The 23976-nt window shown below is 66.0% G+C and carries 17 protein-coding genes; 7 read left to right on the forward strand and 10 right to left on the reverse strand.

Going from position 1 to position 23976, the window contains the following annotated elements; genetic code table 11:
• On the forward strand, window positions 1–1083 hold the full coding sequence (locus tag QRN45_RS06445) for an NAD(P)H-dependent flavin oxidoreductase (RefSeq protein ID WP_284762720.1): 1083 nt from the start codon (window positions 1–3) through the stop codon (window positions 1081–1083).
• 483 nt (window positions 1084–1566) lie between these two features.
• On the opposite strand, the gene cydD is transcribed toward QRN45_RS06445, so the two are convergent.
• The 3 genes from cydD to QRN45_RS06460 are packed head-to-tail and all read right to left on the reverse strand — an operon-like array spanning window position 1567 to window position 7718.
• Window positions 1567–4983, reverse strand: a complete 3417-nt coding sequence (gene cydD / locus QRN45_RS06450; RefSeq protein WP_284762721.1) for a thiol reductant ABC exporter subunit CydD — start codon at window positions 4981–4983, stop codon at window positions 1567–1569.
• Between the two features lie 3 nt (window positions 4984–4986).
• Entirely contained in the window at window positions 4987–6084 is a 1098-nt protein-coding gene (cydB, locus tag QRN45_RS06455) for a cytochrome d ubiquinol oxidase subunit II (protein WP_284762722.1), read from the reverse strand.
• Window positions 6085–6104: 20 nt separating this feature from the next.
• A complete protein-coding gene (locus QRN45_RS06460; protein WP_241708319.1) occupies window positions 6105–7718 on the reverse strand; it encodes a cytochrome ubiquinol oxidase subunit I in 1614 nt (537 codons plus the stop codon).
• A gap of 274 nt (window positions 7719–7992) precedes the next feature.
• On the opposite strand from QRN45_RS06460, the gene QRN45_RS06465 reads away from it, so the two are divergent.
• Window positions 7993–8379, forward strand: coding sequence for a BlaI/MecI/CopY family transcriptional regulator (locus QRN45_RS06465; protein ID WP_078105520.1), 387 nt, complete (start codon window positions 7993–7995; stop codon window positions 8377–8379).
• 6 nt (window positions 8380–8385) lie between these two features.
• Entirely contained in the window at window positions 8386–9378 is a 993-nt protein-coding gene (locus tag QRN45_RS06470; RefSeq protein ID WP_284762724.1) for a M56 family metallopeptidase, read from the forward strand.
• A gap of 36 nt (window positions 9379–9414) precedes the next feature.
• On the opposite strand, the gene QRN45_RS06475 is transcribed toward QRN45_RS06470, so the two are convergent.
• A complete protein-coding gene (locus tag QRN45_RS06475; protein WP_078105522.1) occupies window positions 9415–11523 on the reverse strand; it encodes a DNA gyrase/topoisomerase IV subunit B in 2109 nt (702 codons plus the stop codon).
• A gap of 222 nt (window positions 11524–11745) precedes the next feature.
• On the opposite strand from QRN45_RS06475, the gene QRN45_RS06480 reads away from it, so the two are divergent.
• Window positions 11746–11967 carry a DUF7455 domain-containing protein gene (locus QRN45_RS06480; protein ID WP_078105523.1) on the forward strand — a complete coding sequence of 74 codons (222 nt, stop codon included), beginning with the start codon at window positions 11746–11748 and terminating at the stop codon, window positions 11965–11967.
• A gap of 105 nt (window positions 11968–12072) precedes the next feature.
• Here QRN45_RS06480 and QRN45_RS06485 read toward each other — a convergent pair whose 3' ends face one another.
• Both QRN45_RS06485 and QRN45_RS06490 read right to left on the reverse strand, forming a co-directional pair.
• Window positions 12073–12723, reverse strand: coding sequence for an FMN-binding negative transcriptional regulator (locus QRN45_RS06485; protein ID WP_241708321.1), 651 nt, complete (start codon window positions 12721–12723; stop codon window positions 12073–12075).
• Between the two features lie 47 nt (window positions 12724–12770).
• On the reverse strand, window positions 12771–13709 hold the full coding sequence (locus tag QRN45_RS06490) for a DMT family transporter (protein WP_284762726.1): 939 nt from the start codon (window positions 13707–13709) through the stop codon (window positions 12771–12773).
• Here QRN45_RS06490 and QRN45_RS06495 point away from each other — a divergent pair.
• Complete coding sequence (locus QRN45_RS06495) at window positions 13708–15120, forward strand: aminotransferase-like domain-containing protein (RefSeq protein ID WP_241708323.1); 1413 nt, start codon at window positions 13708–13710, stop codon at window positions 15118–15120. The two genes, QRN45_RS06490 and QRN45_RS06495, sit on opposite strands and share 2 nt — an antisense overlap.
• Window positions 15121–15198: 78 nt before the next feature.
• Here QRN45_RS06495 and QRN45_RS06500 read toward each other — a convergent pair whose 3' ends face one another.
• The 4 genes from QRN45_RS06500 to QRN45_RS06515 all read right to left on the reverse strand — a co-directional run bounded on the left by QRN45_RS06500 (window position 15199) and on the right by QRN45_RS06515 (window position 20458).
• The gene (locus QRN45_RS06500) at window positions 15199–16494 is read right to left on the reverse strand and encodes an RNA polymerase sigma factor (RefSeq protein ID WP_078105527.1); all 1296 of its coding nucleotides are present in this window, start codon (window positions 16492–16494) and stop codon (window positions 15199–15201) included.
• Between the two features lie 312 nt (window positions 16495–16806).
• Window positions 16807–18024: a DUF4192 domain-containing protein gene (locus QRN45_RS06505; RefSeq protein WP_284762731.1), complete on the reverse strand. Its 1218-nt coding sequence runs from the start codon at window positions 18022–18024 to the stop codon at window positions 16807–16809.
• A gap of 101 nt (window positions 18025–18125) precedes the next feature.
• Window positions 18126–19484 (reverse strand): MFS transporter, encoded by a 1359-nt coding sequence (locus QRN45_RS06510; protein ID WP_284762733.1) that lies wholly within the window; start codon window positions 19482–19484, stop codon window positions 18126–18128.
• A 35-nt stretch (window positions 19485–19519) separates the two neighbouring features.
• Window positions 19520–20458: a proteasome assembly chaperone family protein gene (locus tag QRN45_RS06515; RefSeq protein WP_241708326.1), complete on the reverse strand. Its 939-nt coding sequence runs from the start codon at window positions 20456–20458 to the stop codon at window positions 19520–19522.
• A 318-nt stretch (window positions 20459–20776) separates the two neighbouring features.
• Here QRN45_RS06515 and QRN45_RS06520 point away from each other — a divergent pair, with 318 nt between their 5' ends.
• Window positions 20777–22294: a leucyl aminopeptidase gene (locus QRN45_RS06520; protein ID WP_284762734.1), complete on the forward strand. Its 1518-nt coding sequence runs from the start codon at window positions 20777–20779 to the stop codon at window positions 22292–22294.
• Window positions 22295–22530: 236 nt separating this feature from the next.
• Window positions 22531–23913: a dihydrolipoyl dehydrogenase gene (lpdA, locus tag QRN45_RS06525; protein WP_078105532.1), complete on the forward strand. Its 1383-nt coding sequence runs from the start codon at window positions 22531–22533 to the stop codon at window positions 23911–23913.
• Window positions 23914–23976: the final 63 nt, after the last annotated feature.

Genomic DNA, 23976 nt, shown 5'->3' on the forward strand with positions numbered 1-23976 from the left:
ATGTCGTGGAAAGACACGCGGGCAACCCGCCTCTTCAACATTGGGTTGCCCATCGTCCTCGGTCCGTTCGGTGGCCTGTCCTCGGTGGAGCTCGCGGCCACGGTCAGCGAGGCTGGCGGGCTGGGTTCGTACGGCCTCTACGGCTACGACGCGGAACGGATTGCCGCCACGGCCCGCGAACTCCAGGAGGCCACCGGGAAACCGTTCGCGCTGAACCTTTGGCTCCCCATCGAGGGTGAAGAGCCACCAACCGCGGACGCCCGGCAGTTCGCCGCCTACGTGGACATCCTCCGGCCGTATTTCGAGCTGGTTGGCGTGGAACCACCCGCGCAACCGGATGCCTACCAGCCCGATCTGCAGGAACAGATCCAGGCGGCCATCGATGCCCGGCCCGCCGTGCTGAGCTTCGTCTTCGGCGTTCCGTCCTCGGCTGTCATCGAGGAGGCCCACCGGAACGGCATCGTGGTGGCCGGTACTGCCACCACCGTCGACGAAGCGGTGGCGTTGGATACCGGCGGCGTTGACGCGATCGTCGCCACGGGCATGGAGGCCGGCGGGCACCGGGTTTCCTTCCTCCGCGCCCCGGAGGACTCCCTCGTCGGGGCCATGGCCCTCGTGCCCCAGGTGGTGGACGCCGTCTCGGTTCCGGTCATCGCCGCAGGTGGTATCTCCGACGGCCGCGGAGTCGCTGCCGCCTTGGCCCTTGGCGCGGACGCGGTCCAGATCGGTTCGGCCTTCCTGGCCACGCGGCAATCAGCCATCAGTCCCGCGCACCTGGCCGCGATGCGCGGACCCCACGCCGCCCATACTGTCCTGACCCGCGCCCTCAGCGGCCGCTTGGCACGCGGCATCCCCAACCGGATCACCGCGGAGCTCGCCGATCCTTCCGCCCATGCCCCGTTCCCGATCCAAAACTGGCTGACCGGCAAATTCCGGCCCGCTGCCGCGGCTCAGGGAGTCCCTGACCTGATGTCGCTGTGGGCGGGACAATCGACGCCGCTCATCAGGGAGGACGACGCACGGAAGTTGGTGGCGAACATCGTCGAGTCCGTGGACGCCACCTTCGGACGCCTCCTCGGCTAGTTTCCGTCTGCTAACTTCCCGTTGACGTCGCGAGCGGCGAGAAGCCGCGGTCATACTTGAACTCGATTCGCCGCTTATGCCGGGCTCCTGGACATGCCCCTCGCCAGCGCTAGCGGATGGACATATTCCCGTTATGTCCGGTCGCGGCCGCGAGGAACGCGCATGTCCTCCCAGGGACCAGGTCCAGGCGGCGGACCGCCCGGGCTCACGGACATGCTCTGCGCCCGGGCCAGCGGATGGACATATTCCCGTTATGTCCGGTCGCGGGCACGAGGAACGGGCATGTCCCCCAGGGACCAGGTCCAGGCGGCGGACCGCCCGGGCTCCTGGACATGCCCCTCGCCAGCGCTAGCGGATGGACATATTCCCGTTATGTCGGGTCGCGGGCACGAGGAACGCGCATGTCCTCCCGACGCGAAGAGGACTTGGCCCCTAAACCCCCGACGAATAACCAGAAAGAACGAGAATCAACGAAAATGACCACTAGTTTCCGCGCACCAGCTCCGGGAGCGCCGACGGGAGCGCCGACGGCGAGCCGAGATCCAGGCGGGCGTCTCCCCCGGCGATGTCGGCCGGGTTGTGCGTCACCAGCACCACGGTGACATCCTTCAGTCCGGCACGCAGCTCCGCCATCATGAGCCGCCCGGCCTCGGCGTCGAGATGGGCGGTTGGCTCGTCCAGGAGCAGGACTCTTGCGCCGGTGAGGAGCGTGCGGGCCATGGCGAGCCGCTGGCGTTCGCCGCCGCTCAGGGACGAACCGGAGGGGCCGATGCGGGTATCCAGGCCCTTCGGAAGTCCGGATGCCAATCGTGAGAGCCCGACGGCGCCGAGCGCCTTGTGCATGTCCGCTTCGGAAGGCTTGTGGCCGGCCGGGCGGGCGAGCAGCAGGTTGCCGCGGATGGTGGAGTCGAAGAGGTGGGCCTCCTGGGGACACCAGGCGGCATTCCCGGTGACGCATGCCCTGCCGGAAGACACGGGCAGGAAGCCAAGCAGCACGGAGAGCAACGTGGATTTCCCGGAACCGGAGGGTCCCGTGACTGCGAGCCACTGCCCGGGGGCCGCTTCGGCGCTGAGCCCGCTGAACACGGGGGTTCCACCCGGCCATGACGCTTCGAGGCCATCCAGCAACAGCCCCGCGGCACCGTCTGGCCGCTCAGGCAGCTTCAGCACGCCGCCGCCGGCATCCGAGGCGTCGAAGGCTCCGGACTGCGCGATCCGCCGCAGCACCGCGGCCAAAGCCGGCCCCTGCCGCACGGCGGACACAACTGCTCCGTAGGGCTCAGCGAGGGCCAGCTGAACCAGGACGACGACGGCCAGCACAGCCGGCGCGACAGTTCCGGTTTGCACCGAGGGGGCGCCGAGGATTCCGGCCGCCAGCGCTCCCAGGGTGCACGCCAGCACGGTCAGTCCCTGGCCGATGCCATCCGCCCACGCGGAACGCTGCGCCGCCGCAGTGGCCGCGCTGTCCCTCCGGGCCAAGGACGACAAAACCATTCCCGCCACGCCGTTGGCGCTGAGCTCGGCACGGGCGTCGAGGGCTGCGGCAACATCGCGAAGCACCAATGAGCGCAGTTGCTGCTCTGAGCGGGCCGCGTTGCGGTCGGCCGCCAGGGCAAGAAGAGGAGCTACGACAAGGCCGAGCACGGCGGTGGCGACCACCGCCGGCACAGCGGCGGGAACCAGCAGGGCCGAGGCGACCACCGCCGCCACCCCGACCGCAACCGCGGAGAGGGGCGGCAGGACGACGCGCGGCAGCACGTCCCGCAGCGTGTCGACGTCGTCCACCACCGCTCCGAGGACATTGCCGCCCAGCAGGAGCCGCCGCAAGGACAGGGCCCGCGCGCTGAGGCTCGCCCAGAGCGCGCCGCGGAGCCTAGTCATCGCCGCGAAAACCGTGTCATGGACGACGAGCCGCTCGGAGTAGCGCAGCACGGCCCGGCCTATGCCGAAGAACCGCACGCCGACGATTGCTCCCAGCAAGTACAGGATGGGCGGTTGCTCGCTCGCGCGGATAATGAGCCAGCCGGACAGCCCGGACAACGCCACGGCAAACAGGGCGGCGAGCGCCGCGAGCAGCACGGCACCGGCAAACTTGTAACGGACGGGCGCCAGGATGCTCGCGAGGGCCTTGAGCGTGGAGATGGCGGTGGGGGGTTCCATTCCCCCGTCCGGTGCGGTTCCGGGAGTCGCGTCCCCCTGGAGCGGAGCCGGCACGGACACAGCGGATTCCAGGGCCACGTGGCCGGTATGATCCTGCGCCGTCACGCCGTCGACGCTCACGACGTAATCCGCCAGTTTCCGGGTCGCGGCGTCGTGGGCCACGAGGATGACAGCCGCGGCCCCCCGCAGCCCCGCGATCGCCGCACGAATGGCGTCAGCGGACGCGACGTCGAGGTGGGCGGTGGGTTCGTCGAGCAGCAGGACCGTGGCACCGGCGTCGAGGCGCGCCAAGCCGCGGGCCACGGCCACCCGCCGCACTTCGCCAGGGCTCAACTCGGCAGGATGTTTGAACGCGAGGTGCTCCGCGGCGGCTTGCTCCAGGCAACGCATGGCCCTCGCGATGTCAGCGTCCGGCGTGGATCCAGTGACGGACGGCGCGAAGTCCGCGTCGCCGCCGTTCAGGTAAAGGACAACCTCGTCCAGGACAGTACCGGCGACCATGACGGGATGCTGCGGTACCCACGCCACCGAGCGCGCATCCAGTCCGGTGACGGAACCTTCGATGGTTGCCTCCGGACCGTCGCCGATCGTGCCGGCGAGAACGCCAAGGATGGTGCTTTTGCCTGAACCGCTGCGGCCATCCAGGGCGGTAATCCGCCCGGCCGGAGCCTCGAAGTCGATAGGCCCGACGGCGGCACCTGCCCTTCCCCTGTACGTCACCGTCAGCCCGGTGACCACGACGCCGGCGGAAGCTCCGGCGTCGTGCGCTCCAGCACCGGAATCATCATTCAGCGAACGGCCCGCCGGCGACTCCAGCACGGCGTTGGTTGCGGCCAAGGCCTCGCGCCCGTCGTCGCTGGCGTGGTGGGCCGTGCCCAGCTCGCGCAAGGGAAGATAGCAATCGGGGGCGAGGATGAGGGCCAGCAGGCCGGCTTCCAGACCCATGTCGCCCGCAACGAGCCGCACCCCGATGAAGACGGCCACGACAGCGACGGAGATGGTGGCTATCAGTTCCAGGGCGAGCGCGGAGAGGAACGCGGTCCGCAGGGTTCCCATGGTCCGCGAGCGGTATTCCTCGGAGAGGTCCTCGAGGGCCGCACGCTGTTCGCCCGCGCGGCCCAGTCCCACCAGCACGGGAAGGCCCTTGGCCAACTCCAGGATGTGCCCGGAGAGCCTCCGCAGCGTGGATTGGGCTTCGTGGACCCGGTCCTCGGTGTGGCGGCCGATCAGCACCATGAACAGCGGGACCAGCGGCACGGTCAGCACCACAACCACGGCACTGACCCAATCCGCGAAGAGTATCCGCGCGCCAAGGAGCAAGGGCAGTGCAGCGCAATTGACCAAGGCGGGCAGGAACTGGGTGTAGTAGTTGTCCAGCGCATCAAGTCCGCGGGTCGCGAGCACCGCGAGCCCGCCGTCGTTCACGTCTCCTACCCGTCCCGCGGCCCCGGGGCCGAGGGCGCGCCCCAGCAGCCGGAGCCTCAGCTCTTCCTTGACCCCGAGGGCCGCCCGGCGCGCCGCGACTCCTTGGCCCCAGACCGTCAGCGAGCGCAGGACAGCGCCGGCGGCTCCCCAGGCGAGTCCTTCGCGCCACCCCATGCCGCCGGCAGCAAGGCCGGACAACATCCCCGCGATGGCCTGCGCTATCAGGACCAGCGACAAAGCCTTGAGCGAGGACAGCAGACCAAGGACGTACAAGGCGGATCGGGTGGCCGCTCCGGCCGGCAGCTGCGGCTTCATCCGCTACTCGCCGGCGTCCTGCGGTGCGTGTTTGGCAGCCGGTCCGCCCGGAGCCGCATGGCCCACCAGCACCTTGGCCGCAATGGCCGGCAGGAAGCCATGCGCGGCGGGAATGTGGGCTGCGCTCACACGGCGCCGGAACACCCAGTAGGTCCAGGCCTGGTACGCGATGACCAGCGGCAAGCCGACGGCGGCCACGATGCTCATCAGCCCCAGCGTGTAGGCCGACGATGAGGCGTTGGAAATCGTGAGGTTGAAGGCGGGGTTCACGGTGGAAGGGATGACCACGGGGAACGCCGCGCCGAAGATGGAAGCGGTGGCGCACACCAGGAACGCACCCAGCGCTCCGAAGGCCTTGCCCTCAGCCCCCTTGCGGGCGAGGACCCAGGACGCTGCACCCGCCAGGACGCCGAGGAGGACCAGGATCCACGTCAACGGCTTGCCGCTGAGCAGCTGGAGGGCCACCATCCACGCAAGCAGCGGCAGCAATGCGAGCGGGGCGAGCCGCACAAACCAGCGGCGCGCACGGTGGCGCACGTCGCCGTCGGTCTTCAGTGCCAGGAACGCCAGCGCGTGCACCAAGGCGAACGCGACGACGGCGAAACCGCCCAGCAGGGCGTATCCGCTGAACCAGGCAAAGGGGCCGCCCTGACGGTCGCCGTTCGAGTCGATCGGCAGCCCGGTGGTGGTCAACGCCAGCGCGGCGCCGATGCCGAACGCCGCCGTGAACGAACCCAGGGCAATCGCCCAGTCCCAGACCGTCCGCCAACGCGCAGTGTCCACCTTGCCCCGGTACTCGAAAGCCACGGCCCGGAAGATCAGGGCCACCAGGACAATCAGAAGCGGCAGGTAGAGCGCCGAAAACAGCGAGGCGTACCACATCGGGAAGGCCGCGAAGGTGGCACCGGCCGCGGTCAGCAGCCACACTTCGTTCCCGTCCCACACCGGACCGACCGTGTTCAGCAGCACCCGGCGGTCGGTGTTGTTCCGGGCGAAGAGCTTCATGAGCATTCCGACGCCGAGGTCGAAGCCCTCAAGGAAGAGGTAACCCGTCCACAGCACGGCGATGGCCACGAACCAGACGATAGGCAACAGTTCCATTCGAAAATTCCCTCTGCTTCCTAGTAGGCGAATGCCAAGACGTCGTCGCTGTCGCCGGGTTGGCCCGGGGCGCCCGGCGTCCCGCCGTCGTCGTCCTTCTTTTCCTTCTTTTCGCTCCCGCGAGCCTCAGCGAGCTCCGGCATCGCGGACACCACGCCTCCGCGGGCGTATTTGACCAGCAGCCGGACTTCCACCACGAGCAGGACCGCGTAGATGGAGGCCAACACCACCAGCGAGGTGATGAGTTCTCCGGCGGAGACGCCTGGCGAGACGGCGGCGGCCGTGAACATGAACACTTGGTCGACGCCGCTGGCGTCCGGATTGGGCGCGACGACGAACGGCTGGCGGCCCATTTCCGTGAAGATCCAGCCGGCGGCGTTGGCGCCGAAGGGAGCAAGGATGCCGAAGACCGCGAGGCGCATGATCCAGCGGGACTGCGGGACCAGGCCCTTGCGCGTGACCCACAGGGCCAGCAAAGCGGCAAGGGCGGCGATCCCGCCGAAGCCGATCATCATGCGGAAGCCCCAATAGGTCACTTCCATGACGGGCACGTACTGGATTTCCTGGCCTGCCCGGTCGCCGTACAGGGGATTGTTCGGCAGGTGGGTGCCGTACTTGGCCTTGTACTCGTCGAGGAGGCTGTTGACCCCCTTCACTTCGGTGTTGAAGTCCCCCTTGGCCAGGAAGGAGAGGATACCGGGGACCTCGATCACGGCCACGATGTCGTTGCAGTTCTTGGACCCGAGGTTGCCGATGCTCAGCACGGAGAACCCGGTGCCGTCGTGGCACGCGGCCTCTGCCGCGGCCATCTTCATCGGCTGTTGTTCGAACATCAGTTTGCCTTGCATATCGCCGGTGATGGCGGTACCGGCAAAGGAGATCATGGCGACGACGGCGCCGATCCGCAGGGACGTGATCCACACCTTGTAGTCGGCCTTGTCCCGTCCGGGGATGTCGGCTTCGCCGGCGACGGCGCGGCCATCCGTTCCGACAGTGTCGATGCCGTCGTGGCGGCGGCGCCAGAGGTGGTACCAGGCGATGCCCAGGAGGAACGCACCGGCGACGGCCAGCGCGCCGAAGAGGGTGTGGGGTACGGCCACCATCGCGGTGTTGTTGGTGAATACCGCCCACGCGTCGGTCATGACGGGACGCCCGTTGACCATCGTGACGCCGACGGGGTGCTGCATCCAGGAGTTGGCCACAATGATGAAGTAGGCCGAGAAGACCGAGCCGATCACCGCGATCCAGAGGCACGCGAGGTGGACGCCGCGCTTGAGTTGCTTCCAGCCGAAGATCCAGAGTCCCAGGAAGGTCGATTCCACGAAGAACGCCAGAAGGGCTTCCAGGGCGAGGGGCGCACCGAACACGTCGCCGACGAACCGGCTGTATTCGCTCCAGGCCATGCCGAATTGGAATTCCTGCACGATGCCCGTGGCCACGCCCATGATGAAGTTGATGAGGAAGAGCTTGCCCCAGAACTTGGTCATCCGGAGGTATTCAACCTTGCCGGTGCGATACCAAAGGGTCTGGATGACAGCCACGACAAGGCCCAGTCCGATGGTCAACGGCACCATCATGAAGTGGTAGACCGTGGTGATTCCAAATTGCCAGCGTGCGATTTCCAAGGCGTCCATTGCTGTCCTTTTTATCCGGCTGCCCGCGAAGCGGCGTCCATTTCTACGTAGCGTAGAACTTGTTTCTTCTACACAGTGTAGAACAAACCCGCTGCGATCTGCTCACCACTCTTCCAGCGGCGTCACAGTGCCGCAAGGACACGGCGCGCCGCATGTTCTACCTCACGTAGAATCGCCGCTTGAAAAGCGGTAGATTGAAGGTGGAATGTTGGAACATCGCACTTCCCCCGGCCCATGAGACGGGGAGGGAAGTGCGGAAAGTAGGGATGCATTGATGGCAAGTCTTGGCGAACTGGAACGGGCGGTCATGGACCTCCTTTGGGCGGGCCAGGAGGCTGCGACAGCCAACAAACTTCGTGATCTGCTGGCGCAGGATTCTGCCGCCACGGACGGCATTGCAGGACACCAGGGCAAGGACCTCGCAGTCACCACAGTGCTGACGGTCTTGTCCCGCCTTGAGAAGAAAGGCCTCGTCGAGCGCGAACGCGGCACCCGCCCGCACCGCTACCAGGCTGTTTCGAGCCGCGCGGACCACACGGCGGACCTCATGCACGAGGCACTCGGCTCCGCGCCGGACCGCGAAGCCGTGCTGGCCCGGTTCATCGGTTCCGTGAGCGAGAGTGAAGCCGCCACGCTGCGCAAGCTGCTCGGCAAAAACTAACCACCCATGTTCTGGACCTCATATTTTCTGGCGGTCCTTGCTTTGGTGTTGGCCTGGCCGGTTCCCGTCCTCTTGTCGCGCGCCGAATGGCCATCGCGCGCACCCTTCATGGCCATGGTCCTCTGGCAGGCCATCGCACTCGCCGGTGGCCTGTCCATGATCGGTGCCATGCTCGTCTACGGGCTTGAGCCCATCGGCGACAACCTCATCGCAGGCCTGCGCTCCCTGGCTGGCATGGTGCTCCACAACGAGCCCACCACGGCGCTGGGTTTCTGGCACTTGTTCGCCTTGTCCGCCGCGGCGCTGCTGAGCGCCCACCTCGTATTCACCCTGCTGCTCACCTACGTCAAGATCGAACGGCAGCGGCGGAGGCACCGCGAGCTCCTCGCCCTCCTGGCCTCACCGTCCGACGACGGCCCCGGCACCGTGGTCATCAACCACGACTCCCCCGTAGCCTACTGCCTGCCGGGCGGCGCACGGTCGGTGACCGTCCTGTCCGACGGACTCATGGCTGCCCTCGAGCCGGCCGAGCTCCGGGCCGTCCTCATCCATGAAAACGCCCATCTCTCGCAACGCCACGACCTTCTACTGTGGGCCTTCGCCGCGTGGCGCCAGGCACTCCCCTGGTTCCCGACTACCCGGCTCGCCCAGGTGGCGGTCAACTCCCTGATCGAAATGCTCGCCGATGACGTGGCCCTGCGCACCGAGAGCAAGGGAACGCTCATCAAGGCGATCGCGATCGTCGCCAGCGGGTCCGCCCGTCCCGTGGAGCACTTCGCGCCACCCGGAACAAGCGGGCAGGACACCTCCCCCGAAAACAGCTCCTTGAGCGGCACCGGCGGCGCCGACTCACCGCGCACGACGGCGTCGCGCGTCAGCCGCCTGCTCTCACCCAAACCGCCGCTTCCGGCAGCCCAGCGCGCTTTGGTGCTTGCCGCCTCGGCAATGCTGCTCGCCGTGCCGACCGGCCTGCTGATCGTGCCGGGCTTGCTGGGCTGAAGAGGTCTGCCGGCCTAGGTAGGTAGGCCCGCCGGATCAGGCGTCGATACGTTCCCGGTCCAGGTCCGCCGCGCCGGCGATGATGAAGTCCTTGCGCGGGGCGACGTCCGATCCCATCAGCAGGTCGAAAGTATCCTCCGCCATCTTGGCGTTCTCGATTCCCACTTTGCGGAGGGTGCGGTGGCGCGGATCCATGGTTGTCTCGGCGAGCTGCTCGGCGTCCATCTCGCCCAGGCCCTTGTAGCGCTGGATCGGCTCCTTGTAGCGTTTGCCTTCCTTGGCGAGCCTGGCCAGCAGGACGTGCAGTTCGGCCTCCGAGTACGTGTAGATCATCTCGTTGGCTTTCTGGCCGGCGTTGATGACTTCCACGCGGTGCAGCGGCGGGACGGCCGCGTATACGCGGCCCTCATCGATCATCGGACGCATGTACCGGAAGAACAGGGTGAGCAGCAGCGTACGGATATGCGCGCCGTCGACGTCCGCATCGGTCATGAGGATCACCTTGCCGTAACGCGCGGCGTCGATGTCGAAGCTCCGGCCCGAACCGGCACCCACCACCTGGATGAGGGCTGCGCACTCCGCGTTGGAGAGCATGTCCCCCACCGAGGCTTTCTGCACGTTCAGGATCTTGCCACGGATCGGCAGCAGCGCCTGGAAGTCCGAAGAGCGCGCCAGCTTGGCGGTGCCAAGGGCGGAGTCTCCTTCCACGATGAAGAGCTCGGAGCGTCCGACGTCGTCCGTGCGGCAATCCGCCAGCTTGGTGGGCATCGACGACGTTTCCAGCGCGTTCTTCCGGCGCTGTGTTTCCTTGTGGACACGGGCTGAGATGCGGGATTTCATCTCGCTGACGATCTTCTCGAGCAGCAGCGCGGACTGGGCTTTGTCGTTGCGGTTCGCCGAGGTCAGGCGCCCCGTGATCTCGTCCTCGACCACCTTGGCAACAATCGCCCTGACAGCCGAAGTGCCCAGGATTTCCTTGGTCTGGCCCTCGAATTGCGGCTCCGCCAAGCGGACCGTCAGCACCGCGGTGAGGCCGGCCAGGACGTCGTCCTTCTCGATCTTGTCGTTGCCCGCTTTGAGCTTACGCGCGTTCGTTTCGACGGCCTTGCGGAACGTCTTCAGAAGTGCCTGCTCGAAGCCTGCCTGGTGCGTGCCGCCCTTGGGCGTGGCGATGATGTTGACGAAGCTCCGCATGGTGGTTTCGTAGCCGATCCCCCAGCGCAGCGCGATGTCCACTTCACAGTCGCGTTCCACTTCGGCGATCTTGCTGTGCCCGTTTTCGTCGAGGACCGGAACGGTCTCCTTGAACTTGCCCGCGCCATGGAGCCGCCAAATATCCGTGACGCCTGAATCCGCGGCGAGGAAGTCGACGAACTCGGAAATGCCGCCGTCGTGGTGGAACACCTCTTGGTGCGGTCCGTTCTCGCCGGGGGTGCCGGGGAGCCGGCGCTCGTCGCGGACAGTAAGCTTGAGTCCCGGAACCAGGAAGGACGTTTGGCGGGCGCGGGCTGCAAGATCCTCGTAAGCGAACTTCGCGTCCGGAGTGAAGATCTGCCGGTCCGCCCAGTAGCGGATGCGGGTGCCGGTGACACCCCGCTTGGCCTTGCCTACGACGTCGAGCACCGAGTTCTCGACGAACGGTTCGAAGACCGACGTCGGGCTCGGCTTCGAGCCGGTGTCCTTGAACCGGCCAGGCTCGCCCCGGCGGAACGACATCTGGTACGTCTTGCTTCCGCGGTCCACCTGCACGTCAAGACGGGCGGAGAGCGCGTTCACCACGGACGCGCCAACGCCGTGCAGGCCGCCGGATGCCGTGTAGGAGCCGCCGCCGAACTTTCCGCCCGCGTGCAGTTTGGTGAAGACCACTTCGACGCCGGTGAGCCCGGTCTTGGGCTCCAGGTCCACCGGGATGCCCCGGCCGTCATCGTGGATTTCCACCGAATTGTCCGCGTGCAGGATGATCTGGATGTCGTGCCCGAAGCCCGCCAGCGCTTCGTCCACCGAGTTGTCAATGATCTCCCACAAGCAGTGCATGAGGCCGCGTGAATCGGTGGAGCCGATGTACATGCCCGGACGCTTGCGGACCGCCTCCAGGCCTTCCAAAACTGAAAGGTGCCGGGCGTTGTATTCAGAACTCGGTGCCACGGGCGGGGCGCTCCTTCGGGGGTGTAACAGAGGCAAAAAACACTCCTCCTAGGCTAGCTGGCCCGGAGCCATGACGAGAGCTGCCACTCCCAATCGTGCTGGACGCCACTTCCCGGTGTTACGCACATGTGATACGCGGACAGCGAACGTGACCCATCCTTGCCATGGTTTTGCTTCGAATGCTGGTTATATGGATACACAGAACTACTAAGGAGGCCGAACATGACAACAGCAGTTGCAGACCGCACACTCAATGCACTCGACCGGTGCGACCGTTGCGGGGCCCAGGCATATGTCCGCGTTGTACTCGAGTCCTCCGGCGGTGAGCTGCTCTTCTGCGGCCACCACGCACGTGCAGTAGAGGCCACGCTGCGGCCGATGACTTCCGACTGGCATGACGAGACCGGTCGCCTTCAGGAGAAGGAACCCGTCCTCGCCGACTAGCCCCGATGGCTGGCCCTGAGAGGCCGCCCGGTTGACATAATTTCACAGAGACAACAGCCCCCTCCGAATGGAGGGGGCTGTTGCGTTAACCGAAGACTCCTCTGCCTAGGCGCGGCCCGCATCCCGGCGTTGTCTTTCCTGCCTCGCCCGGGTGACATCGGCCGCGATCTCCGTGAGCCCTTGCGCATCAAGCCCGGCCACGACCCCGTCGACGTCCGTGTCTGGCCGGTTCTGGCTCAGTTTGGCCTTCGCTTCGATGCGGGTAATGACCAGTTCGACGCCGACAATGGCGCGCAGCTGGCCGGAGATGTACCGCTCCGGCGCGTCGTCGACGGACCACGGCCGCTCGAAACCGGCTTCGTTAAGGTCGGTCAGCTGCCTGACATGGTTCGCGAGCCACGTCGCATCATCGTGGACGGCAAGCTTGCCGTAGACGTGCGCAGTGGAGTAGTTCCACGTCGGGACGACGCGTCCATGCTCCTCCTTGGAGGCGTACCAGGATGGCGAGATGTAGGCGTCCGCGCCCTGGATGATGACGAGTGATTCCCCGATCACCGCCTCGGACCATTGCGGATTGGTCCGGGCAAGGTGACCGTGGAGCGCTCCGTGTTCGCCGATCGAGGGATCGTAGATGAGCGGCAGGAAGGTCGCGAGCAGGCCCTGCGTCGTCATGGTGACAAGGTTCGCCGCGTTCGGCCGCGTCAGGAGCTCGTGGATGACGTCGGGACCGGCGTCGAAATGCGCGGGGATGTACATGGTTCTATTCTTCCTCTCTTGGGACGGGCGATCTGTTCTGTTGGTCTTCAGCGATTCTGTTCCGGCCGCGGATTGAGCCGGACCCGGACGGCGACGCCGGCGCAGACGATGACGGCCAGCCCACCCGCAATCGTCGTCCAGCCCAGGGATTCGCCCAGCAGCAGCCCTGCCCAGCAAATGCTCAGCACCGGCTGGATGAGTTGTACTTGGCTGACTTTGGCCATGGGCCCGATGGCGAGGCCCCGATACCAGGCGAAGAAGCCGAAGAACATGCTGACGACTCCGAGATATGCAAAAGCGGCCCACTGGCCCGGTGAGGCTGACGGCGGCTGCTGGGCCATGGAGAGGGCAGCCAGGCCGGCCATCAACGGCAATGCCAGGACAAGCGCCCAGGATACGGTCTGCCATACGCCGAGTTCGCGGGCGAGCAAGCCGCCTTCCGCGTAGCCGATGGCCGCAGCAACGACAGCTCCGAGGAGCAGCACATCCGCCCAGTTCAGCTGCCCGAGCCCGCCTGACTGTGCGAAAGCGAAAACAATGGCCGCAACAGCCCCTACGGCTGTCACCAGCCAGAAGACGGCGGGCGGATGCTCGCGTCCGCGGAGTACTGCGGCGCTTGCCGTTGCTGCCGGCAAGAGCGCGATGACGACGGCGCCGTGGCTGGCCGGCGCCGTCGTGAGTGCGAACGAGGTGAGCAAGGGGAATCCGACAACAATCCCGGCGGCAACCACGGCCAGGCGCGCCCATTGCCTGCCTCGAGGAAGCCGCTGCCTGGTGAGCAAGAGGGCGAACGCCGCGAGTATCGCCGCGACGACGGCACGGCCGGAGCCGATGAACAAGGGCGACAGGCCACCAACCGCCACCCGGGTGAAGGGAACAGTGAACGAGAACGCCGCTACTCCCAGGAGGCCCCACCAAAGGCCAGTTGCCGGACGGGACAGTACCACTGGGCGAATTATTGTAGTAGCGCTACTATTGTCTCTCATGAACAACGATAGCAGTTCAAGGATTGCGATGCGACTGCGGGAATGGATCGTCGGGGCCGCGCCGGGATCCCGGCTGCCGTCCACCCGGTCACTGGTTGCCGACTACCAGGCCAGCCCTGTGACGGTGCAGAAAGCCTTGCAAGCGCTCACGTCGCAGGGCTTGATCGAGAGCCGGCCGGGCGTCGGAACCTTCGTGCGGGCGGTCCGGACAGCACGCCCCTCGGATTACGGTTGGCAAACTGCGGCCCTGCGCGCACCGCAAGCGCCTCCGCGCTCAGCCTCCACCACGATGCGGGACACGTCGAACGCAACTATTGCCTTCCACTCCGGATACCCGGACCGGGAACTCCTGCCGGAGCGGCTCGTGCGGGCCGCCCTCGCCCGGGCGTCCCGCGGCGATGCTGCCTTGTCCCGACCACCCGCCGCGGGGCTTCCGGAGTTGCAGTCCTGGTTCGCGCACGAACTCGGCACCGCAACGCCGGCAGGACTCACCCCGCCGACAGCGAGCGACGTCATCGTGCTGCCGGGAAGCCAGGGCGGCCTCAGCTCCATCTTCACTGCCTTGGTCGGCCACGGGCAGCCGCTGCTCATGGAATCCCCGAGCTACTGGGGAGCTATCCTGGCCGCGACCCAGGCCGGAGTCCGCATCGTCCCGGTGCCCAGCGGAGCCGATGGGCCGGACCCCGAAGAATTGGCCAGAGCGTTCGAGGAGACCGGCGCACGGCTGTTCTATGCCCAACCAAACTATGCCAACCCCACCGGGGCACAATGGTCCACCCGGCGGGGCGAAGAGGTCCTGGACGTCGTCCGGCAGTACGGCGCGTTCCTCGTTGAGGACGACTGGGCGCACGATTTCGGCATCACGTCGACGCCGGCGCCCCTCGCCGCACGTGACGACTCCGGCCACGTGGTCTATCTGCGCTCCCTCACGAAGAGCGTTTCACCCGCCATCCGCGTTGCCGCCGTCATCGCGCGAGGCCCTGCCCGCGAACGCATCCTTGCAGACCGCGCCGCCGAGTCGATGTACGTCAGCGGATTGCTGCAGGCCGCGGCACTCGACGTCGTCACCCAACCGGCCTGGCAGACCCATCTGCGCAGCCTCCGCCATCAGCTCCAGTCACGCCGGGACCTGCTTGTCTCGAGCCTGCGCGAGCACGCCCCCCAGGCCCACCTCAGCATCGTCCCCAAGGGAGGACTGAATCTCTGGGCACGGCTTCCCGACGGCACGGGCCTCGAGGGCCTGACGCGTGACTGCGAGAGTGCCGGAGTCATGATCGCAGTCGGTAACGAGTGGTTTCCGGCCGAACCGGCGGGACCGTTCATACGCCTCAACTACGCCGGGCCCAACCCCTCGGCGTTCCCGGAAGGTGCCCGCATCCTCGGCCAAGCACTCGAACGGAACAGCCCCTGAATGCAAGAAGTGGACCCCGGGAATCCGGGAGTCCACTTCTTGACGGGCCGTGCCGCTTAGGCCAGGGCGTCCGTTGCTTTAGTCAAGGTAGTCGCGCAGAACCTGAGACCGCGAGGGGTGGCGCAGCTTGGACATCGTCTTCGATTCGATCTGACGGATGCGTTCGCGGGTGACTCCGTAGACCTTGCCGATTTCGTCTAAAGTCTTCGGCTGGCCGTCGGTAAGGCCGAATCGCATGGCGACGACCCCTGCTTCACGCTCGGACAAGGTATCGAGCACCGAGTGCAGCTGCTCCTGCAGGAGGGTGAAGCTCACCGCGTCCGCCGGGACGACGGCTTCGGAGTCCTCGATGAGGTCACCGAATTCGGAGTCGCCGTCTTCGCCGAGCGGGGTGTGCAACGAGATGGGCTCGCGGCCGTACTTCTGGACTTCAACAACCTTCTCGGGAGTCATGTCCAGCTCGAGGGCAAGTTCCTCAGGCGTAGGTTCGCGTCCAAGGTCCTGGAGCATCTGGCGCTGAACGCGTGCAAGCTTGTTGATGACTTCCACCATGTGCACCGGAATGCGGATAGTGCGTGCTTGGTCAGCCATGGCACGGGTGATGGCCTGGCGGATCCACCACGTGGCGTACGTGGAGAATTTGAAGCCCTTGGTGTAGTCGAACTTCTCCACTGCGCGGATCAGGCCCAGGTTGCCCTCCTGGATGAGGTCCAGGAACAGCATGCCGCGGCCGGTGTAGCGCTTGGCCAGGGAGACCACGAGGCGCAGGTTGGCTTCAAGGAGGTGGTTCTTGGCCCTCTTGCCGTCATGGATGATGAACTCGAGCTCACGCTTGAGCTTCGGGTCCATGGAGCCGTCGTCGGCATTGATCTTCTCTTCGGCGAAGAGGCCGGCTTCAATGCGGAGCGCAAGGTCGACTTCCTGCTCTGCGTTCAGCAGGGCAACCTTGCCGATCTGCTTCAAATAGTCCTTGACGGGGTCGGCCGTGGCACCGGCGGACATGACCTGCTGGACAGGCGCATCGTCGTCGTCGGCATCCGAGTAGACAAAGCCGGAACCGGTCGTCGCTGGCTTCTTGCCCTCTTCGCCTTCTTCGACTTCCTCCGTGAGCTCTGCTTCGTCGGGAACGACGGCGTCAAAATCCTCGGCTTCTTCGGAGTCCTCGTCGGCGCCGGCGGACTTGTTGGCTGCTTCGGCAGCGGCCTTGGCGCCGGGCTTGGGCCCGCGCTTCTTGGGTGCCGGCTTCTCTGCACCTGCAGTCGAAGCATTGGCAGCACGCGTTGCCGCGCGCTTCGCAGCTGTAGCCGCCTTCTTTTCTTCGGCGGACAGTTCGGCCAGGGCGGCGGGTTCCTTCTCGGCGGAAGACGGGGTCACAGAAAACCTTTCTAGCGGCGGTCTGTGGAATCACCATGGGGGCAACACCACTATGACCCTGTCAAGTCCGTGATCAACATCAAGTGCCATCGCCGACTGCAGAGTCTTTAGGTAGAACTCCCGACGGCGCCTTAATGTTCCCTAGAGTTCAGGGGACGTTTACGGCACTTGAAACACGGACCCAACCGGGTCTCGGCAACCATTGTCTCACGGTTTTGAGTTCCGGGGGTCGAAACCGGCAACCGTGCAGACAATTACGTCCCTGCGGGTTTGCCTCAATGGCGCGCTCCTGGAGTCCCCTGGGGTTTGGCGTCATGCCGCCGCTCCACCGAACTTCCGCCACGCCGACGACTTGCTTTTGGCCCAGCCGCACACCGTCCCTCGCTTCACCACCTCGGCGAGCAGTTCAGCGAGCCGATAGCCCCGGTGTTCGGCGTCTGCCTCCGAAAGGAGCTCGGCGGCGAAAGAGCCGCTCCCCCGGCACCACTGAATCCACCCCCGGATCGTGAGCGTTGCGGCCCGGGCCTCCCCACCACCGTGCCGGGAGAGCATCGCGAGAACCTGGTCCAGGCTCGCCACGCGGCTCCAATCGGGGGTCTCCGGGTAGAGGCCCAAGAGCACGTCTCCATAGCGCGAGGCATTGACACCCGTGGCCTCAGTGGACTTGGCGGCCACTGGTGCCGGGGAGCAGAGCCCTTGCGGAATGACGAGGCCATCCCCTTCATCGTCTTCATGCTCGAAGAAGTGAAAGGCCTCGGCACCGCCGCACGCGACGGACTTCCCCGCAGCCGCCAGCACCACCACCGCGTCGCGCCATGCAGGAACCCGCAGGCTCGCCCGGAGGAACGCCGCAGCCTCTCCGTCGAATTCCTCCGGACCGCCGGAATCCAGGACTCCTGTCCACACCTCCAGCATTTGTTCGAATGCCTTCCTGCTCCGCCAGCGGCGGAGCAGCTCCTCAAGCGTGGCGGCTTCCGCGCGCATGAACTCCGGATCACGGACAGGCTGGTCCCCAGGGCCCAACAGCCCGGGCGATTCCCTGACGCTGCTCCCCCGGAACACCATTTCCGCGTTGAGCCGGCTATCCAGGATCTGGTCCACGGGACGCCCGGGAAGAGGACAGCACTCCAGATCGGCGCAGAATGCGCTTCGCCAGAACTCGGAACCAATGAACCAGGCATCCCGCAACGCCAAGCCAGTGCGGGCCAGGACGGGTTCCAGGGCTTCCAGCAGCGGCAGGCCGTGCGGCACGGCGCCGCCGGCGTCCCAACCCTCGTCGCTGAAGATTGCCAACAGCGCGCCGTCGGCGTCACGGTCCGCTTCCAGGTACTCCCCGATCCTCCGTGAGTACTCGGCAAGCACCCGTTCGGATCCCTCAGTCGGAAGGTCGACGCGGAGGGTTGCGCCAAGTGTCTGCCCGCGCAGCGTGATGGCCACGAGGCTCTCCTTCGGCCAGAGCCCCAAGGCGTGCGGAATGAAGCCGAGGATGTCCTCCGGCCGGGAAATGGTCACACGGTTGTCTGCTGTCATGAATCCAGCATCGGTGGCAGGAGTGGGCGCCGGCAGACTTCAATTGCCCTATGTGGACAAAGGTGTCCACGGATGCCTGTGGAGGAACACCGCGGAGCAGGCTATGGCGTCGGGCTCTTCGGCTTCGCGAGCCTCTCGCGGCGCAACTCCACGCGGCGGCGCCGCTGGTTCGCCAACGACACGAGGAGCGGCGGGACGTGTACGCCCTGGGCCGCCATCTGGCGGCGCACCTTGCGACGGGTCATGAGGATCAAGACCGTACCCACCAGGAGGAACAGGAACTGGACGCTCAAGGCGATGCGGAAGGACGCCAGGCCGTACAGCTCCCCGCCCGAGAAACCGCTGGTGTGGAGAACGTCGAGGATGACTCCCACCAAGTAGATCGTCAGGAGCGCGGCAACGAAGCCGCCCACGTTGACGATGCCCGTGGCGGTGCCGATCCTGTGGGAAGGATTGAAGGTCCGGGCAAAATCAAAGCCGATCATGGACCCGGGGCCACCGATGGCCAGGGCGACCACCAGCAAGGCGAGCAACCAGAGGGGCGCCCGGCCAGGCAGCAACAGGACCGCGGCCCAGGCAAGCGCGATCGCCGCCGTGATCAGGAGGACCATGGCCGAGCGCCGCATCGGGTGCCGGGCCACGAAGGTCCCGAACAACGGCCCCACCAGAATGCTCGTGACAACGAAGAGTCCCATCAAGGCGGACACGGTTGCTGCGTTCAGCCCCTGCGCCGACACCAGGAACGGGTAACCCCAGGACATGGCGAAGACGTTTCCGCTGAATTGGACAGTGAAGTGGCACCAGAGGCCCAAGCGTGTCCCCGGCTGCTTCCACGCACGGGCCAAGGTCACTCCTGTGGCACGAAGCCCCTGGCCGCTCTCCCGGGGCGGGTGGCCCGGCGGAACATCCCTGAGCAAGGCCAGCACGAGCACGACGGCGAGCGCGGACAGGGAGCTCAACGCCAGGAATGCCGTATTCCAGCCGGCCGAATGAAGGACCAGGGCGAACGGCACCACGCTGATGAGCTGGCCGAGCTGGCCCGACATTCCCGTCAGCTGGGTGACGAGCGGAACCCTTGCGGGCGCGAACCAGATCGGCACGAGGCGGATCACGGAGACGAAGGTCATCGCATCGCCGGCGCCGACGAGGACCCGGCCAAGCACGCCCGCCGGAACAGCGTCGGCATAAGCCAACTGGAGTTGGCCGAGGCCCATGAGCACGGCACCGCTGGCAATCATGGCGCGCGAGCCGAAGCGGTCAACCAGGAGTCCCACCGGTATCTGGAGGCCTGCGTAGACCAGCAGCTGAAGCACCGTGAAGAAGGAAATGGCGGCTGCGCTGGCATGGAACCGTTCGGTGGCCTCCAGTCCGGACACACCAAAGGATGTGCGCTGGGCGACTGCCACGAGGTAGGCAAGCACCCCGATCGTCCAAATGAGCCAGGCGCGGGGTGCGTTCACCCTTCCATTATGCCCGGGGCGGCATTAAAGCTGCTTTATGGGCGCGCATCTTTACGTGCGAGATACGCCTCAACCGCCGCTCCCAGGTCCTCGGCGTTGGGGAGTTCGTCGTTCTCGTCGGCGAGCAGGGAACGGCGGACCGTGCCCTCCGCCTTGTCGTCATAGCGGGACTCCAGCTTCGAAACCACCTGCTGGACGTCCTCGGATGCTTCCACTTGTTCGGCGATCTGCCTGCCCACTTCCCTGCCGGCTTCGCGAAGGCGGTCCGTCGGCAGCATGAGGGACGTGGCAGCTCCCAGGTATTCGAGTCCCGCAACCGCTGCAGGAGGGTACTCGGCATCCGCGAGGTAGTGCGGCACGTGGATGACGTACCCGGCCACTTTCCGCCCGGCCTCGCTCAGCCGCAATTCCAGGATGTGGCCAATGGCCGAAGGAACCTCGACAGTCGGCTTCCACGTGGAAATGCCTTCGATGAGTTCCGGGCGGTTCCCGTGCACCGTGACGCCGACCGGCCGGGTGTGTGGAACCGGCATGGGAATGGAATGGATCCAGGTCACCAGGTTGACGTCCAGCTTTTCCACGATCCCGACGACGGCGCGCGCGAAACGCTCCCACTGGAGGTCCGGTTCAAAACCGGCAAGCAGCAGGAACGGCTCGCCCAGCCCGTCGTTCAGCTTGTAAAGCGCCAGCTGGGGGGCCTTGTAGTCCTCCAGGTGGTCTTCGACGAAGCTGATGTGGGGGCGCCGCGTGCGGTAGTCGATGAGCTGGTCGGCGTCGAACACGGCTACCGTTTCGGCGTCGAGCGTATCCAGCAGTTCCCGGTTGATCTGCTGGACCACGTGGCCGGCATCCGCGAAACCCGTGAAGCCCATCAGCATGTTGAGGCCCCTCGTATCCGGGCTGTGGAAGAGCTCGATGTTGCTCGCGTAGAGCGACTCGGGGTCAAGGAGTGAGCCGGAAATCCGTTCAAACACGGCATGTTCCTTTCGCAGTTTCAAATTCTTGGAGGAGCAGGCGGCTGCACGCCGCAGCAGACGCTTCGGCGGCCGGCCACGCTCCATGTATTGGTACAACGCCCCGGAGCGGCCGCGCATTCCTGTCGGCCAATGTGCCGCAACTCTCATTTAATTGCTTTCCCGCGCGGCAGACAGACTACGATCGAGACGTGCCGCCGTGTGCGGACCCAAGCAACCACCGACGTTGTCACAAGCGGACAACCGACGGGTACCAGGGCCGGGCGCCTAACATGCAGCCCGGCCAAGCCATGCAGAGAGAGATGAGGACAAATCCTCGTGGTGAAGACTACAGACATCACCCTTGGCACTATTGCCAAGGACCTGAAGAAGTCGCCCAGCGACGCACTCGTGATAGCCGTCGGGCAGGGGGAAGACGGGCCGGTACTGCTCGGCAACCCGCTGGGGGCGAAGGCCGCGGAGACCCTCGCGGCTTCATTGGGCCTCCTCGGCATCACGGGAGCAGCCGATCAGGTACACCGTCTGCCGGGTCTTCCGGAGACCGGTTCGGGCGTCCTCGTCCTGGCAGGTGTCGGCAAGGTCGCCGACCACGCCCTTCTCGCTGAGGAAACCCTGCGCCGGGCTGCAGGATCCGCAGTCCGCCAACTGGCCGGCTTGTCATCCGTCACGCTTGCCCTCCCGACGGCGTCCCTCGCCGACGTCGCGGCAGTCGCCGAGGGCGCCGTGCTGGGTTCCTACTCCTACACGGAGCACCGTTCCAGCAAGGACGGCCTCAAGGATCCAGTCGGCAAGGTCCTGATCCACACGGCGTTCGACGGCAAGGACGTCCAGCCCGCGCTCGATCGGGCGTTGCTCGTCGGACGCGCGGTCAACAACACCCGCACCTTGGTGAACGAGCCTCCGAGCCACCTTTACCCGGAGTCCTTTGCCGAAGCTGCCAAGGAACTGTCCAAGGGACTGCCCGTCAAGGTCACCGTTTGGGACGAAAAGCGCCTCGAAAAGGACGGCTTCGGCGGAATCCTGGGCGTCGGAAAGGGTTCGACCCGCCAGCCCCGCCTCGTCAAGGTTGAGTATGCCCCGGCCAAGGCCACCAAGAAGATCGCGCTTGTCGGCAAGGGCATCACCTTTGACACGGGCGGGATTTCCATCAAGCCGGCCCTCGGCATGGGCGACATGAAGAGCGACATGGCGGGCGCCGCCGTCGTACTTAACACTGTCCTTGCCGTCGCGGGACTCGGGTTGCCCGTCAAGGTGACCGCGTGGCTCTGCATCGCGGAGAACATGCCCTCAGGCGCTGCACAGCGCCCGGCGGACGTCCTCACCGTGTACGGCGGCAAGACGGTCGAGGTCCTCAACACCGACGCCGAGGGACGCCTCGTCATGGCGGACGGAATCGTCGCGGCCAGCCTCGAACAGCCCGACGCCATCATCGACGTCGCGACCCTGACGGGCGCCCAGCTTATCGCCCTCGGTAACCGCACCGCCGGTGTCATGGGTTCCGACGCCGTCACGGGCGCCCTCAAGTCCGCGGCAGACCGCGCCGGAGAACTCGTCTGGCCGATGCCGCTGCCGGAAGAACTGCGGGCCAGCCTCGAGTCGCAGGTGGCTGACATCGCCAACATCGGCGAACGCCACGGCGGGATGATGACCGCGGCCGTGTTCCTGCGCGAGTTCGTCGGCAAGGACGCCGAGGGCAAGCAGATCCCCTGGGCACACGTCGACATCGCCGGGCCGTCCTTCAACAACGGCAGCCCCTACGGCTACACGCCCAAGCAAGGCACCGGCTGCACCGTCAGGACGCTGCTCGCCTACGTCGAAGACGTGCTGGCGGCCTAGGCAGGTCCCCCAAGTGGGGCCGGTTGATGACCGGCCCCACGGCCCGACGTGAGTCTGGCCACAAGCGCCCCACAAAAGCCTCGGCAGGGTGGAGCATGGATAAGTGGTTCGCTAAGGTGAACCACGGTAGTCACAAATGCAAGAGAACTTCGGTGCTGGCATAATCGCGGCAGTACAAGTTCCAAGACCAGATGACGCGTAGTCGCGTGTCATCGCTCACGCGAGGGAGCGTCCTAGTGGCCGATCAGGCAACTGCGCAAGAATTCGACATCCTGGTACTCGGTGGCGGCAGCGGCGGCTACGCCACGGCTCTGCGTGCCGTTCAGCTTGGTTTCACCGTTGGCCTCGTCGAGAAGGGAAAGCTCGGCGGCACCTGCCTGCACAACGGGTGTATCCCCACCAAGGCCCTGCTGCACTCGGCGGAACTGGCCGACCACGCACGGGACTCCGCCAAGTACGGCGTCAACGTCACGTTGGACAGCATCGACATCACGGCCGTGAACGCCTACAAGGACGGAATCGTCGCCGGTAAGTTCAAGGGCCTGCAGGGACTCATCAAGTCCAAGGGCATCACGGTCATCGAAGGCGAAGGAAAGCTGCAGGGCACCGACACCGTCGTCGTAGACGGCACCGCCTACAAGGGCAAGAACATCGTCCTGGCCACGGGTTCCTACTCCCGTTCCTTGCCCGGCCTGGAAATCGGCGGCCGCGTCATCACCTCCGATGAAGCGCTGACCATGGACTACATCCCCAAGAGCGTCATCGTCCTCGGCGGCGGCGTCATCGGCGTCGAGTTCGCTTCCGTGTGGAAGTCCTTCGGCGTCGACGTCACGATCGTTGAAGGCCTCCCCTCCCTCGTTCCCAACGAAGACACCGCCATCGTCAAGAACCTTGAGCGCGCCTTCAAGAAGCGCGGCATCAAGTTCAGCACCGGCGTCTTCTTCCAGGGCGTCGAGCAGGACGACAATGGCGTGAAGGTCACGCTGGTGGACGGCCAGACCTTCGAAGCCGATCTCCTCCTGGTTGCCGTTGGCCGTGGCCCCGTCACCGCCAACCTCGGCTACGAAGAAGCAGGCGTCACCATCGACCGCGGCTTCGTCATCACCAACGAACGCCTGCACACCGGCGTTGGCAACGTCTACGCCGTCGGCGACATCGTCCCCGGCGTCCAGCTGGCGCACCGCGGGTACCAGCAAGGCATCTTCGTCGCCGAAGAGATCGCCGGCCTCAACCCGGTAGTCGTCGAAGACGTGAACATCCCGAAGGTCACCTACTGCGAGCCGGAAATCGCCACCGTTGGGTACACCGAAAAGGGTGCCAAAGAGAAGTTCGGCGAGGACCAGGTCCAGACCCAGGAATACAACCTGGCAGGCAACGGCAAGAGCTCCATCCTGGGCACGGGCGGCATCGTCAAGGTGGTCCGCCAGAAAGACGGCCCGGTGGTCGGTATCCACATGATCGGTTCCCGCATGGGCGAACAGATCGGCGAAGCACAGCTCATCGTCAACTGGGAAGCACACCCTGAGGACGTTGCCCAGTTCATCCACGCACACCCGACGCAGAACGAGGCCATGGGCGAAGTCCACCTCGCGCTGGCAGGAAAGCCGCTCCACGGCTAAGTCTTTACGCAAGACACCCGGTCCTGCGCCCGCACGAACTGCGGGCGCAGGACCCCAGCAGGC

The sequence above is a fragment of the Arthrobacter sp. efr-133-R2A-63 genome (assembly GCF_030209795.1).
GTDB lineage: Bacteria > Actinomycetota > Actinomycetes > Actinomycetales > Micrococcaceae > Arthrobacter > Arthrobacter bambusae_A.